The sequence below is a fragment of the Bradyrhizobium tropiciagri genome (assembly GCF_018130545.1).
Lineage (GTDB): Bacteria > Pseudomonadota > Alphaproteobacteria > Rhizobiales > Xanthobacteraceae > Bradyrhizobium > Bradyrhizobium tropiciagri_A.
Map to the genome: position 1 here is coordinate 1,084,202 of NZ_JAFCKF010000001.1, position 12,109 is coordinate 1,096,310.

Consider the following 12,109-nt stretch of genomic DNA (forward strand, 5'->3'; position numbering starts at 1 on the left):
GGACCAGATGCTTGCGCATCTCGCGCATTTGTCCGTATAAATTCATCAAAACAGACACGGAGGGGACCGGGATGAAGTTACGGCTGGCGCTGCTTGTCGTCCTGCTCGCGGCATTTCCGGTCCTGCCGGCATACGCTGCGGATGACTTCCCGCAACGGGCGATCAAGATCATCGTGCCCTTTCCGGCTGGGGCAGGCCCCGACAATGTCGCGCGGCTGGTCGGCCAGCATCTGCAGGACGCGTTCGGCCAGACCGTGCTGATCGAGAATCGCGCCGGCGCGCTCGGCAGCATCGGCGCCCAGGAAGTCGCCCGCAGCGCGCCCGACGGCTACACGCTGCTGATGGGCACCAACACCACCCATGCCAGCAATGTCGCGACGCTGAAGAGCCTGCCCTACGATCCGGTGAAGGACTTCGCGCCCGTGATCCGCACCACCACGACGGCGATGGTGCTGCTGGTCAACCCGAAGCTTGCGGCGAAGGATCTGCCGCAGTTCCTCAGCTACGCCAAGGCCAACCCCAACCTGACCGCGGGCTACGGCTCCGGCGCATCGCAGATCTCGATCGCGCAGCTGCAATCGCGCGGCGGCCTGTCGCTCATCGCGGCCTCCTACCGCGGCGTACCGCAGGCGATGACCGACGTGATGGCGGGGGTGATCGACCTGACCTTCGGCGATTTCTCGGTCGCGATCCCGCAGATGCAGGGCGGCACCCTGCGCGGCATCGCCGTGACATCCGCGGCCCGCAACGAGCTCACCCCCGGCCTGCCCGCGCTGTCAGAAGCGATGCCCGGCTTCGAGGCCACGATCTGGTACGGACTGTTCGCGCCGGCCGGCACGCCGGAGCCGGTGGTCAACAAGCTTTACGCCGAGTGCGCCAGCTATCTCGCGATGCCGGAGACGAAGAAGAAGCTCGCCGATGTCGGCGTCATCGTGGCGCCGCTGGCGCCAGCGGAGTTCGGCGCCTTCGTCAAGAGCGAGGTCGTGCGCTGGTCGGCCGAAGTCAAGGCGGCCGGCATCCAGCCGCAATAGCGCGAAGTGACGTCGCATCATGGCTCGCGAGACACCTGTTGGCATGATCGGCCTGGGGCTGATGGGATCCGCGCTCTCCGCGCGGCTGATCGACGCCGGCGTCGGCGTCATCGGCTTCGACGTCGATGCGGCGAAGTCGGATGGCTTACGAGCCAGCGGCGCCGAGTTCGCCGCCTTCGCCGCCGACGTCGCGGTGCGCTGCCGGACCATCGTCATCGCGGTGTACGACGCGGCCCAGGTCAAGGGGCTGCTGCCGGACCTCGCCAACGGCGCGCTGCCGCCACTCGTGATCTGCACCACCACCTGCGCGCCGGGCGAGATCAAGGCGATCGCCGAATTCGCGGCGCGTGCGAATCTCGGCTTCATCGAAGCGCCGATCTCGGGCACCAGCGCCGAGGTCCGCACCGGCACCGCCACCGCGCTGGTCGCCGGCGATGCCGACATCATCGCGTCAGCCGCGACGACGCTCGACATCCTCTGCCCGCAGCGGATCAATGTCGGCGCGATCGGCAATGCCAGCCGCACCAAGCTTGCCATCAACCTGATCCTGCAGATCAACCGCGCCGCGCTCGCCGAGGGCCTCGCACTTGCCGAGGCGCTCGGCCTCGACGGCGCGGCCTTCCTTGCAGCTGCGCGGCAATCGGCGGCATATTCTGCCGTGATGGACAGCAAGGGACCGAAGATGCTGGCGCGGGATTTCTCGCCGCAATCGCATATCGCGCAGACCTTGAAGGATGCCGAACTGATCCTGCAGGAGGCCGCCCGGCACAGCCTGCCCTTGCCGCTGACCTCGGCGCAGGCCGAGCTGCTGCGCGCGACGATCGCACTCAAAGGCCCGGACAGCGACAGCGCCGCCGTGATCGAGGCGATCCGGGCCGGCCGCGATCGGGACAAGGAACCCTCATGATCAACTGTGCGATCGCGGGTCTCGGCCGCTGGGGCCGCGCGCTGGTCGAGGCTGCGCAGAACGAGCCGCGACTCAGGATAACAAGCGCCGTGGAACCCGACATCGCCGGCGCCGCGGACTTCTGCGCGGCGCGCGGCCTGTCGCCCGCGCCGAGCCTCGAGGCCGTGCTTGCCGACCCTGAGATCGATGCCGTGCTGCTGGCCACGCCGCATTCGCTGCACAAGGACCAGGTGATCGCGGCAGCCAGAGCCGGCAAGCAGGTGTTTTGCGAGAAGCCGCTGGCGCTCCGGCGCGACGATGCCGCCGAGATGTTCGCGGCCTGCCGCGATGCCGGCGTGCTGCTCGCGGTCGGGCATAACCGCCGGTTCTGGCCGTCGATGCAGGCGCTGCGCGCGATCACCGCCTCCGGCGAGCTCGGCACGATCCTGCATGTCGAGGGCCACAACAGCAACGAGAACTCGCAGGCCATCACCCAGGGCTGGCGGCTATCGCCCGAGGAGTCACCGGGCGGCGGGTTGACCGGCGCGGGGCTGCACGTGCTCGACGGCTTCGTCAGCCTGCTCGGTCCAGCACGACAGCTTTATGCCACGTTGAATGAACGGGCGGTGGGCCCGCCGCCGCTCGATACTGCAACTTTAGCGTTTGAATTTGTGAATGGCGTGAGTGCAACCCTTGCGACAATCCGCGCAACACCGTTCTATTGGCGCGTGCATGTGTTCGGAACGAAGGGATCCGCTGAGGTGCTCGACGAGACGACGATGGTGCTGCGGACATCCGGCAAGGCGCCTGCGACGACACGCTATCCGGCGGTCAACACGCTTACCGCGGAACTTGCTGCCTTTGCCGATGCGGTCGAAGGCCGGCAGCCGTTCCCGGTGCTCGAGGCAGAGGTGCTCGCGACGCTCGCCGCGTTCGAGGCCGCGCTGCAATCGATGCAGTCAGGACATCCGGTCGCCTGCCATACGGCATACCAGTGATCCGCCATGTCTGAACAACCGGACCGAGCGAGATCGTCCCGCTACCGCGACATCGCCACCGGACTGCAGAAGGACATCCGGCTCGGCACCTATGCGGTCGGCAACCTGCTGCCAACCGAAACCGAGCTGATGGCAAGCTATCAGGCGAGCCGCCAGACCGTGCGCGAGGCGCTGCGCATCCTGATCGACCAGGGCCTGATCGTGCGCCGCGCCGGGCTCGGCTCGGTGGTGATCGCAGCCGAGCCGCCGGTGCTGTTCACCCACAGCGTCAAATCGCTCGGCGAGTGGCTGCGCTATTCCAACGAAACCTACCGCGACGTGGTTGCGAGCGGCGACATCGTCGCCGACCGCAAGCTGGCCGGACTGCTGAAATGCGAACCCGGCAAAAGCTGGTTCCTGATCGAGGCGGTGCGCCGCTCCGACCAGTTCGCCGCCCCACTCGGCTGGACCGAGATCTATGTGCTGCGCCGATTCGCCGATGTCGTGACCCGCAGCGACCACGGCCGCACCCCGGTGCATGAGCAGATCGCCAAGATGTACGGTCAGGTCACCGAACGCGCGCAGATGGAGATCTTCGTGCGCGGCATGCCGGCGCCGATCGCCAAGGCGCTCGGCGTCAAGACCGGCTCGCCGGCGCTCACCGTGATCCGCCGCTATTACGGCGTGCGCGAGGAACTGTTCGAGGTCACCATCACCACGCACCCCGAAGGGCGCTATACCTACACGATGGATATGCAACGCTCGCTGCGGCCGAAGCTCTAGCCAACCGGGCTTACCGCGCCCGGGCCAGATGCGTGCTGGCAGAGGTGTGCGCCATCTGCGGAGTGCCGCTCACCCCCCAAATCGCGACCGCAATCAACGCGGCCGCCCAGACATATGGCACAGCATTCGGCTTCTTCATTTCAGAGATCATCCCCAACGTGTCAGGAGGACCGACTGACCTCACAACCCGGATCGTGAATCTCACGACCACGGCCATCAGCGTCTCACCAGGCACCGTCCTTCACAACGCTACTAAGGTTAGACCTTGTCGGTTTCAGGACGCCTTCGTGCGAATCCGGAAATGATTTCGTGGGAACCGGGCTCTCTCATCCGAATTGATGAGACCCTGGGCCGACCGGCTTCGGCGCCGTGCGAGGTCCAGGAGAATTTTCTGCTTAAATTTGAGTCAGACACACAACAAACCTGCCAAAGGGCGTCCGCTGAATTCTTTTTGATTGTCCGTCGGACTCAGGTCGTGCCATCAGGACCTGTGACACTGTGATGACAAGGGTTTCTCCCGTGACTGCCGAACCGGCCAAACCGCACGGCGGCTCGCGCCGCCACTCCAAGGAAACCCAGGACGAGGTCGCGCGGTCGCTGGACCGGGAGCTCAGGTTCCTGACCGAGGAGCGCCAGGAGCGCGCGCTCCGGCTCGGCTTCGACGTCGCGACCAAGGGACCGATCAAGGCGCCGAAGACGGACCATTAGGCCCGCCGCGCCGCGAACCCGGGGCGCACAGTTTCCGGGTGGCCCTCGCTGGCCCCGTTGATACAAGCTCCGCCCCGCCGATTTCCGTCGTCTCGCTGCAGCGTGGTCGAGGGACAAGCGGTTCGATCATCCCTCCACCGCTGGTCGAGTAGCTGCAACGTCGGCCGGATGTGAACGAGAGATGCCGTGCGATTGCGCCGGCAGCGCAATGACCATCGGATTTGAAGAGACGCCTCAAGCGCGACCAAAAGCGGCGGGCTAGGCCCGCCGCCTCCGGTGTCATTTCGGCTCGATGCCCTCGATCCCGATTGCGCGGAAGCTTGCGTATTTGTTGCCCACGTCCGCCTCGATCTGACGCTGCTTGGCACCGAACGCCTTGAGCGCGTCCATATCGGGAAACTGGAGCAGCACCACGCGATTGGGTGGCGGCGCGCCATTCATGGTGATCGTCTTGTTCAGGCCGCCCGCGAGATATTTGCCGCCGTGCTCCCTGATGTTGGCCTGCGCCTTCGGTAGAAACTCTTTCGCGTAGCCGTCCTGATCCCTGACATCGATTTCCGCCACCGAGTAGGCGGGTATCTTGGCCTGCGCATGCAGGACGCTGCCGGCGCCAACGCCCAGAACAAAGCTGGCGATTGCAGCCGTCGCAACCTTCGAAGCAGACTTCATTGCCATGTCCTCCCTCGTCGCGTGCGCGGACGCCGGGGCGCACGCCGCCCGGTTCGAAAAATCGGCAGCGTCACAGCAGGATGAAAGCGCGTTCTTATCGCAAGCGATCTAGATTGTTTCATACGGTCATACGTAGTGCAGAACGTATGACCACAATCACCGTCAATAGGGGCAGATGGTTCGGCATTCCAAGACGAATGGCGAGGTACCAAAAAAGGGACTGATCCAAATCCAGGATGACACGGCTTTCGCCGTTCAACCGAGCAAGCAAACCGCACTCGACGCGCGAGACCTCAACGGTATCGCTCCCAACTCGCGTTTGGAAGATGCCGAACCCAGCCGAATCGTTTCCAGAAATTTCCACGGCCCGCGCTCGCGCGCCATGCCCCGGCAATGCGACGATTGCGACAAGGATTTGTATGGCCCGTTGCGGTCACGCCCCGACGGCTTCCGTCCCGCTCCGTATCGAAGCAACTCAGAACATCACGCGGCGCTGTAGCCGCCGTCGACCACGTGCGAGGCGCCCGTCATGAAGGAGGCCTTGTCCGAGCACATCCAGACCACGGCTTCGGCGATTTCCTCGGGCACGCCCAACCGACGCACCGGCACCTTGGCGATGATCTCGTCGTAACGTTCGTCCATCGTTTCCTTGGTCATCGGCGTCTTGATGTATCCGGGATTGACGCAATTCACCCGGATGCCGTCCTGGGCATATTCGATCGCGGCTGACTTGGTCAGCCCGACCACCCCATGCTTGGTCGCGACATAGTGGCCCGACGTGGCGAGGCCGATCAGGCCTGCGATCGAGGCCGTGTTGACGATGGCCCCGCCACCACCCTGCCTCAGCATCTGCGCGACTTCATATTTGAGGCACAGGAACACGCCCATCAGGTTCACCGAGAGCATCTTCGCCACTGAGGCTTGCGTGAGTTCATGAATGCGCTGGCCGGGCGGCCCGACCGAGCGTCCGGCCACGCCAGCATTGTTGAACGCGCAATCGATGCGGCCGAACGCCGAAACCGTGCGCGCCACCATGTTTGCGACGTCGGCCTCGTCGGTGACATCGCCCTGGATCGCGATCGACTGACCGCCGGCGGCGTTGATCAGCGCGACGGTCTCCTCGATGCCATCTTTCGAGAGGTCGGATACCGCCACGCGCGCGCCTTCGCGCGCCATCGCAATCGCGGTTGCCCGGCCGATGCCGGAGCCGCCCCCCGTCACCAATGCAGCCTTGCCGTCCAGAATGCCTGCCATGAAACTGCTCCGGTGGTCAGCGTTTGCCTTCGATTGCGATCTCGACGAGATACGGCCGCTGGGCCGCGACGGCCTTTGCGACGGCGCCGGCGATGTCGTCGGCCTTCTCGACCCTCACAGCCTCGACACCCATGCCGGCCGCGAGATGCACGAAGTCGAGCGCGGGGCCGGTGATATCCATGTTCTGATAGGGATGCTGGGTGCCGGCTTCGAAATTCTGCCGCCAGACATCGACATTGTGCTTGAGGATGCGGTACTCGCGGTTCGCAAGCACCACGAACACGATCGCAAGTCTGTGGTGCGCGGCGGTCCACAGCGCCTGGATCGCATACATCGCGGAGCCGTCGCCGGAGATGGCGACCACCGGACGATCGGGCATCGCGACCTTGACGCCGATCGCGCCGGCAAGGCCCTGGCCGATGCCGCCGCCACGGCCGCCGAAATAATCGCCGAAGCCGCGGTAGTCGAAGGCGCGCGCGAGATCGAGGCTCGCCGTGATGCTTTCATCGACAATGACGACGTCATCGGGCAGGCCGCGGCGCAGTTCCGCGGCGACCCGCGGCATCGAGCTCGGCTCCCGGTTCCAGCTCTTCTCGACGCGCGCGCGATAGGCTTCCTGCTCCTTCGCCTGCAATTCAGCAAGCCGGACATTGCGGTTCTGCGCGGCTTGCCTGAACTCCGGGCTCGCCTTGGCGCGCACCGCGTCGGCCAATGCACCGATACTGACGGCGATATCGCCGACGATGCCGGCATCGAGCCGGTTGTTGAGCGCAAGGCGCTCGGCCGAGGCTTCGATTTGCAGCACGGATGCGCCGTCAGGGATATGGCCGCCGGGCGCAAACCAGATGTCCTCGAAGAACGGACCGCCGATCAGCAGCACGAGATCGCTTTCACCGAGCGCCTTGCGCACCTGTCGGGCGTCGCCCGGTAGCGACTGACGATAGCTCGGATGGCCAGTCGGGAACGGCGCGTGGTGCCGCAACCCCTCGAACCACACCGTGGCGCCGAGCGTCTCCGTGAGCGCCACCAGCGCCTGCTCGCCGCCGGATCGCGCCACGTCGTCGCCGGCGATGATGGCCGGATTGTTCGACTTGAGCAGCAGCGCAGAGAGGGCGTCGATGCCAGCCGGATCGGGGCGCGTCGATCGCCACAAACGATCCGGCGTCGATGCATCGACCGCGGTCTCCTGCTCCAGGACGTCGATCGGCAGCGAGACGAACACCGGCCCCTGCGGCGCATCGGTCGCCACCTTGAACGCGCGCCGCATGATCGGCGCGATCTCGTCGGCGCGCTCGATCTGCACGCTCCACTTGGTGACGGGAGCGGCCATCGCAACTAGGTCATGGCCAAGCAGCGGATTGTTGAGCCGCATCCGGGTGTCCTGCTGGCCGGCGGTCGCAACCACGGGCGAACCTGCCTTCAGCGCGCCGTAGAGCGAGCCGATGCCGTTGCCAAGGCCGGGAGCGACATGCAGGTTGGCGACGGTGACGCGTCCCGACGCCTGCGCGTAGAAGCTTGCCGCGCTGACGGCGACACCTTCATGCAGCGCCATGATGTAGTCGAGCTGCGGAAAGGCCGGCAGGCTGTCGAGCAGCGGCGTCTCCGTCGTGCCAGGATTGCCGAAGATGTGCCGCACGCCGTGCGACACGAACGATTCCATCAGCACACGACGCCCGCGCATTCGCTCCCTCTCGATCGGCTTTGATCCGTTTTGTCCATCATCAGCCGGGGAGCGGCACATGGCAACCATGCGAGCCGGCCAGCGTCCGCGCGGCCGGCTGCGTCTTCCGCATGGCTTCAACGCGCGAACGCGGCGGCGCGAGGTGCTCCTCCGCAGCTAGTCCGGCCACAGATCAAAGGGGCCACCGCGGTGGTGGCCCTTCTGCTCACTTCTTGAGGTTTGCGGCAAACAGCTTGGCTGCCTCGGCCTTCGATTCCTGATCAGCCTTGGCGTCGTATCTGAGCGGCAAATTGAACTTCTTGCCGAGCTCGGTGGCTTCCGGGTTCGTGAACGCGTGCACCGCGCCGGGATATTCGATGATCCGGTAATCGGCCTTCGCGGCGTCGAAATCCTTCTTCAGTGCATCGTACTGCTCGCGCTTGACGAACGGATCGTCGGCGCCGTTCAGGATCAGGATCTTCGCCTTGACGGTTCCTGGCGCCGGCGCCGGCGTGTTGAGACCAAGTGTTGCGTGAAAGCCCGCAACGGCGGCGAGATCGGCACCGGCGCGCGCCATGTTCAGCACCACCGCACCACCGAAGCAGTAGCCGACGGCACCGATCCGCTGCGGATTGACCGAGGCCTGCTTGGCGAGCTGCTCGCGCGCGGCGTTGAAGCGCTGCTCCATCACCTTCGGATCCTTCATCACCGAGCCCGCCAGTGCGCCGGCGTCCTTCGGGTTGTCGGCGGTCTTGGCGTCGCCGTACATATCCGCGATGAATGCGGTGTAACCCTGCTCCGCGAACTTGCGCGCCTCGTTATGGATATGCGGGGTGATGCCCCACCATTCGTGCACCATGACGATGCCGGGCCGCTTGGCCTGCGTCGCGTCGTCATAGACCACGAAGCCCTTCATCGTGGTCTCGCCGTCGGTATAGGTGACCGGCTCTTCTTTCACCGCTGCGTGTGCGCTCGCGATCATCGCGATGGCGCAGAGTGCACCCACTATGTTCGTTATGTACGTTTGCATCCTGACCTCCCGCGGTTTGGCACAACGCCACATTGGCATGCCAGCAATCCCTCCGCTAGTCGGATGCGCTCACAGGCAGAACGTCATCTTTCAAATGTTCGCGCGTCCAGCTTGAGGCCGGGCGCGCCAACATTGCGCGGCAGCGTGACTCCGTGCTTGCAAATCGATTCGTAACTCCGCCAAATCCGGGAGAGCCGCGATTCAATTCGCGCACGCTTCTGAAAGTGCATTCGCAGAGTCAACGGACCACTCGGGACCAGGCCCAATGCGGAAGCCTAGCAAGGACAAGGCGACCCAACAGCTCGAATATGAACGCCTGTCGCTCTCGTTCAAGGCAATGGGTGGTGGCCTGTGGGACTACGATATCGATGCCGACATCCTGTTCTGCAACGAACGCTGGTACGAGATCTTGGGGTTGGATCAGGCAACCCACCCGATCACCTCGATCGAAGCCTTCAAGCCCTATATTCATCCTGACGATCTGGAGATCGCGACAAGAATCGATGACACCGAAGTCGCTGAGCTGCTGGCGAAAAATGAAAACTACCGCGTGGAGTTCAGGATCGTGCGGCCATCCGGAGAAACGCGATGGCTGCGTTCGGTCGCCTGTCTGATCCTGGATTCTTCCAGCCATCACCGGCGTGCAATCGGCTGCGTCACCGACATTACCGAATTTCGGACGGCCGGGCCGGGACATGCCTCGCGATGGCCCGAAACCCCGAGCAATCCAGTGCCCGCCGGCAATGCCGTGGTTGGCCAGCGCGGCGAACGCGATCTCACCGACAAGGAGCGTGAGTGCTTGAAATGGGTCAGCGCTGGTAAGACCGCGGGAGAAACCGCAGCAATCTTAGGCAGAAGCGCCAGAACAGTTGAATTCCACTTGCGCAACGCGACGCGCAAGCTGAATGCAACGAACAAGGTGCACGCCGCGACCATCGCCATCCGCTTGAACTTGCTCTAGCAGCGCTTCTGTCACCAAGCTCGGATTCACATTGCGCAGAACTAGTAAAGTTACGAGGTGAATTACACACCCGAGACATTACGCTCTTTGCGATATTTCCGATTCTACGATCGGCCTCGCGCACGTTCCGAGCTCTCGGCGCCGATCACAACTTGGTGCTTCCGTGCTGAGATATTCAGCGCATCGCATTGGCCATGCTCTCTTTTTGTGAGCGAACGAGCAGGATCTGCTTTGGATGGGACGCATCATCGATCTCCAGCAATCCCGCAATCGTGCACGCTCGCTCAAGAGGACAGCGCCATCGGCGGCCGGACCACAGGGAGATCTTGCTGCGGCTTCGTCAGCCTGCCTGGCGGTCCGGCGCCAGATCGGCATCATTCTCGAAGTCACGATTGCAATCGAGGAGTTGATCGAGCGGCAGGCCGACGCCAAATTGCGGCACGCATTCAACGAGAGGCTGCAAATCTCCCGCAACGAGTTCATCGCCGCATTCAAGAGCATATCGACGACGATTGAAATGCTCTCAACGGCGACCTCCTCCCGTGCACGTCGGGCAACGACGCCACCGGACGATCCATAGATGAAGGCGGAGCCGGAGGAGAATCTGATTAGCGGAACGGCGCGCAGGATTTGTCCGCGAAGCCTCGTCAGCGGTTGCGGAGAATCCTCGTCCGGATGCCGTTGTTGCTGATGTCAATATGCCGAACGGGACTAACGGCCTCGCGCTTGCTGCGACCTGCTACGAATTTTCGGAGACTTGAATGCTCGGACGGCCCGACGACAAGGAAGCCCTCAGACTCACGCTGGCGTTCTATTGCATCATGGAGCCGGAGAAGCGCGCCATCGTTCTAAGCCTCGCCGAACAGTTCGCCCGCACATCGCAAACCGTCGAGGGCTGCGTGCACTTCCTGTTGCTGGACGACAGCCTGCCTGCGAGCCACGATGGGATGCAGGAATTCCTTAACCGCAAGCGCCCAACGTAGATCGCTCTCGTTCCCAGCGTCTGTCGAGCGATCGCGCGATCTCCGCGACCGTCACGTCCCGGCATTGCCGGCGGTCCGCGGTAGCCGCGATCGCCCGCAAGGCCGAGGCGGCCCGAAACGCGGCTGGATCGGCCGCCGGCCGTGCGCGCAAGCGGCCCGCGCTCCTGCTCGGGAACAACTCGCCAGGTGCCGCTCGGCAAAGCGCGGCCGGCCGTCGTTACGGTCAGGGCGAGGTCCACCAAGGGCCGCGCCGTCCGCATGGCCTCACACGCGCGTTCGTCGAGCTGAGGCCGGCCAACGCGTGCACCGCGGCAAGCGCGAGCCGGCTACATTTCCGCTCAAGGAAATGCACGCGCGGGTGTATGTTGCCGATCGTTTTCAGATCGGTTTGCTTGCAATTCATTTTCCAGTGGGCGCTGTCATGACATTCATCGATGGCTTGGGATATCTGGCGTCGGCGCTTGTGTTGCTGACGTTCTGCATGAGCACCATGTTGAGCCTGCGCTCGGTCGCGATATGCAGCAATCTCGCATTCATCAGCTACGGGTTGGGCGCGCGGATTTATCCAGTGCTCGCCCTGCACGTCGTTCTGCTTCCGCTGAACGTGCTGTTGCTGTTCCAGATGGTCCGGCTGCTGCGCAAGGCCAAGCTTGCCGCGTCGACCGATTTGTCACCGAACTGGCTGCAACCGTTCATGCGGCCGAGGTACGTCAAGGCGGGAGAAACCATCTTCAGGAAAGGCGACGACGCCGACCTGCTCTACATGGTCGTGTCGGGCGAGGTCAGATTTCCGGAGATCGAACGAAGCGTATCGGCAGGCGAATTGTTCGGCGAGATCGGGCTGTTCTCGCTCGAGCGCCGCCGCACGCAAACTGCGCTGGCGGCAACCGATGTGGATCTATTGTGGATCAGCGACGGCGCGCTACGGAAACTGTGCGAGCGCAATCCGGGTCTGTCGCTGTATTTCCTGCGGCTGACGGCGACGCGGATGACGGAGAACGCGGCCCGCGCGATCGGAGTGGCCGCAGTCGCGCGTTGAGTGCGTCGCTTGCCGGTGCTACGGCGCGGACGAAATCGCCGCGCTCGGCAGCGGAGCAAACTGCATCTCCGCGACGGCGGAGCCGGCAAAGGCGCTGGCGATCAGGATCATAACGCGAATGGCGACGA

The 12,109-nt window shown here is 64.2% G+C and carries 13 protein-coding genes; 9 read left to right on the forward strand and 4 right to left on the reverse strand.

Annotated features, from left to right (window positions below):
• Window positions 1-71: 71 nt before the first annotated feature.
• From JQ616_RS05250 to JQ616_RS05270, 5 genes are all read left to right on the forward strand, one after another.
• Window positions 72-1,031: a Bug family tripartite tricarboxylate transporter substrate binding protein gene (locus tag JQ616_RS05250; RefSeq protein ID WP_212012733.1), complete on the forward strand. Its 960-nt coding sequence runs from the start codon at window positions 72-74 to the stop codon at window positions 1,029-1,031.
• A gap of 19 nt (window positions 1,032-1,050) precedes the next feature.
• Window positions 1,051-1,938 (forward strand): NAD(P)-dependent oxidoreductase, encoded by an 888-nt coding sequence (locus tag JQ616_RS05255; RefSeq protein WP_212012735.1) that lies wholly within the window; start codon window positions 1,051-1,053, stop codon window positions 1,936-1,938.
• Window positions 1,935-2,915 carry a Gfo/Idh/MocA family protein gene (locus JQ616_RS05260; RefSeq protein WP_212012738.1) on the forward strand — a complete coding sequence of 327 codons (981 nt, stop codon included), beginning with the start codon at window positions 1,935-1,937 and terminating at the stop codon, window positions 2,913-2,915. Before JQ616_RS05255 ends, JQ616_RS05260 begins: the two co-directional genes overlap by 4 nt.
• Window positions 2,916-2,921: 6 nt before the next feature.
• Window positions 2,922-3,677 carry a GntR family transcriptional regulator gene (locus JQ616_RS05265; protein WP_212012740.1) on the forward strand — a complete coding sequence of 252 codons (756 nt, stop codon included), beginning with the start codon at window positions 2,922-2,924 and terminating at the stop codon, window positions 3,675-3,677.
• 519 nt (window positions 3,678-4,196) lie between these two features.
• Window positions 4,197-4,385: a hypothetical protein gene (locus JQ616_RS05270; protein ID WP_212012742.1), complete on the forward strand. Its 189-nt coding sequence runs from the start codon at window positions 4,197-4,199 to the stop codon at window positions 4,383-4,385.
• 279 nt (window positions 4,386-4,664) lie between these two features.
• Here the strand turns inward: JQ616_RS05270 and JQ616_RS05275 are convergent, their stop codons facing one another.
• From JQ616_RS05275 to JQ616_RS05290, 4 genes are all read right to left on the reverse strand, one after another.
• Entirely contained in the window at window positions 4,665-5,054 is a 390-nt protein-coding gene (locus JQ616_RS05275; RefSeq protein WP_212012744.1) for a DUF1330 domain-containing protein, read from the reverse strand.
• Window positions 5,055-5,537: 483 nt separating this feature from the next.
• Window positions 5,538-6,308 (reverse strand): SDR family NAD(P)-dependent oxidoreductase, encoded by a 771-nt coding sequence (locus JQ616_RS05280; protein ID WP_212012746.1) that lies wholly within the window; start codon window positions 6,306-6,308, stop codon window positions 5,538-5,540.
• A gap of 16 nt (window positions 6,309-6,324) precedes the next feature.
• On the reverse strand, window positions 6,325-7,989 hold the full coding sequence (locus JQ616_RS05285; RefSeq protein ID WP_212012748.1) for a thiamine pyrophosphate-binding protein: 1,665 nt from the start codon (window positions 7,987-7,989) through the stop codon (window positions 6,325-6,327).
• Window positions 7,990-8,194: 205 nt separating this feature from the next.
• Window positions 8,195-8,998, reverse strand: a complete 804-nt coding sequence (locus JQ616_RS05290) for a dienelactone hydrolase family protein (RefSeq protein ID WP_249136397.1) — start codon at window positions 8,996-8,998, stop codon at window positions 8,195-8,197.
• A gap of 265 nt (window positions 8,999-9,263) precedes the next feature.
• On the opposite strand from JQ616_RS05290, the gene JQ616_RS39220 reads away from it, so the two are divergent.
• From JQ616_RS39220 to JQ616_RS05310, 4 genes are all read left to right on the forward strand, one after another.
• Window positions 9,264-9,959, forward strand: a complete 696-nt coding sequence (locus JQ616_RS39220) for a helix-turn-helix domain-containing protein (RefSeq protein ID WP_249136398.1) — start codon at window positions 9,264-9,266, stop codon at window positions 9,957-9,959.
• 235 nt (window positions 9,960-10,194) lie between these two features.
• Entirely contained in the window at window positions 10,195-10,539 is a 345-nt protein-coding gene (locus JQ616_RS05300) for a hypothetical protein (RefSeq protein WP_212012750.1), read from the forward strand.
• 181 nt (window positions 10,540-10,720) lie between these two features.
• Window positions 10,721-10,942 carry a hypothetical protein gene (locus JQ616_RS05305; RefSeq protein ID WP_212012752.1) on the forward strand — a complete coding sequence of 74 codons (222 nt, stop codon included), beginning with the start codon at window positions 10,721-10,723 and terminating at the stop codon, window positions 10,940-10,942.
• A gap of 301 nt (window positions 10,943-11,243) precedes the next feature.
• Window positions 11,244-11,981 carry a cyclic nucleotide-binding domain-containing protein gene (locus JQ616_RS05310; RefSeq protein WP_349629957.1) on the forward strand — a complete coding sequence of 246 codons (738 nt, stop codon included), beginning with the start codon at window positions 11,244-11,246 and terminating at the stop codon, window positions 11,979-11,981.
• Window positions 11,982-12,109: the final 128 nt, after the last annotated feature.

Excerpts from the sequence above, each read along its gene's own strand:
- JQ616_RS05250 (WP_212012733.1), top strand. The coding sequence starts at position 72 with ATGAAGTTACGGCTGGCGCTGCTTGTCGTCCTGCTCGCGGCATTTCCG.
- JQ616_RS39220 (WP_249136398.1), top strand. The coding sequence starts at position 9,264 with ATGCGGAAGCCTAGCAAGGACAAGGCGACCCAACAGCTCGAATATGAA.
- JQ616_RS05305 (WP_212012752.1), top strand. The coding sequence starts at position 10,721 with ATGCTCGGACGGCCCGACGACAAGGAAGCCCTCAGACTCACGCTGGCG.
- JQ616_RS05300 (WP_212012750.1), top strand. The coding sequence starts at position 10,195 with ATGGGACGCATCATCGATCTCCAGCAATCCCGCAATCGTGCACGCTCG.
- JQ616_RS05275 (WP_212012744.1), bottom strand. The coding sequence starts at position 5,054 with ATGAAGTCTGCTTCGAAGGTTGCGACGGCTGCAATCGCCAGCTTTGTT.
- JQ616_RS05260 (WP_212012738.1), top strand. The coding sequence starts at position 1,935 with ATGATCAACTGTGCGATCGCGGGTCTCGGCCGCTGGGGCCGCGCGCTG.
- JQ616_RS05290 (WP_249136397.1), bottom strand. The coding sequence starts at position 8,998 with ATGCAAACGTACATAACGAACATAGTGGGTGCACTCTGCGCCATCGCG.
- JQ616_RS05265 (WP_212012740.1), top strand. The coding sequence starts at position 2,922 with ATGTCTGAACAACCGGACCGAGCGAGATCGTCCCGCTACCGCGACATC.
- JQ616_RS05280 (WP_212012746.1), bottom strand. The coding sequence starts at position 6,308 with ATGGCAGGCATTCTGGACGGCAAGGCTGCATTGGTGACGGGGGGCGGC.
- JQ616_RS05285 (WP_212012748.1), bottom strand. The coding sequence starts at position 7,989 with ATGCGCGGGCGTCGTGTGCTGATGGAATCGTTCGTGTCGCACGGCGTG.
- JQ616_RS05255 (WP_212012735.1), top strand. The coding sequence starts at position 1,051 with ATGGCTCGCGAGACACCTGTTGGCATGATCGGCCTGGGGCTGATGGGA.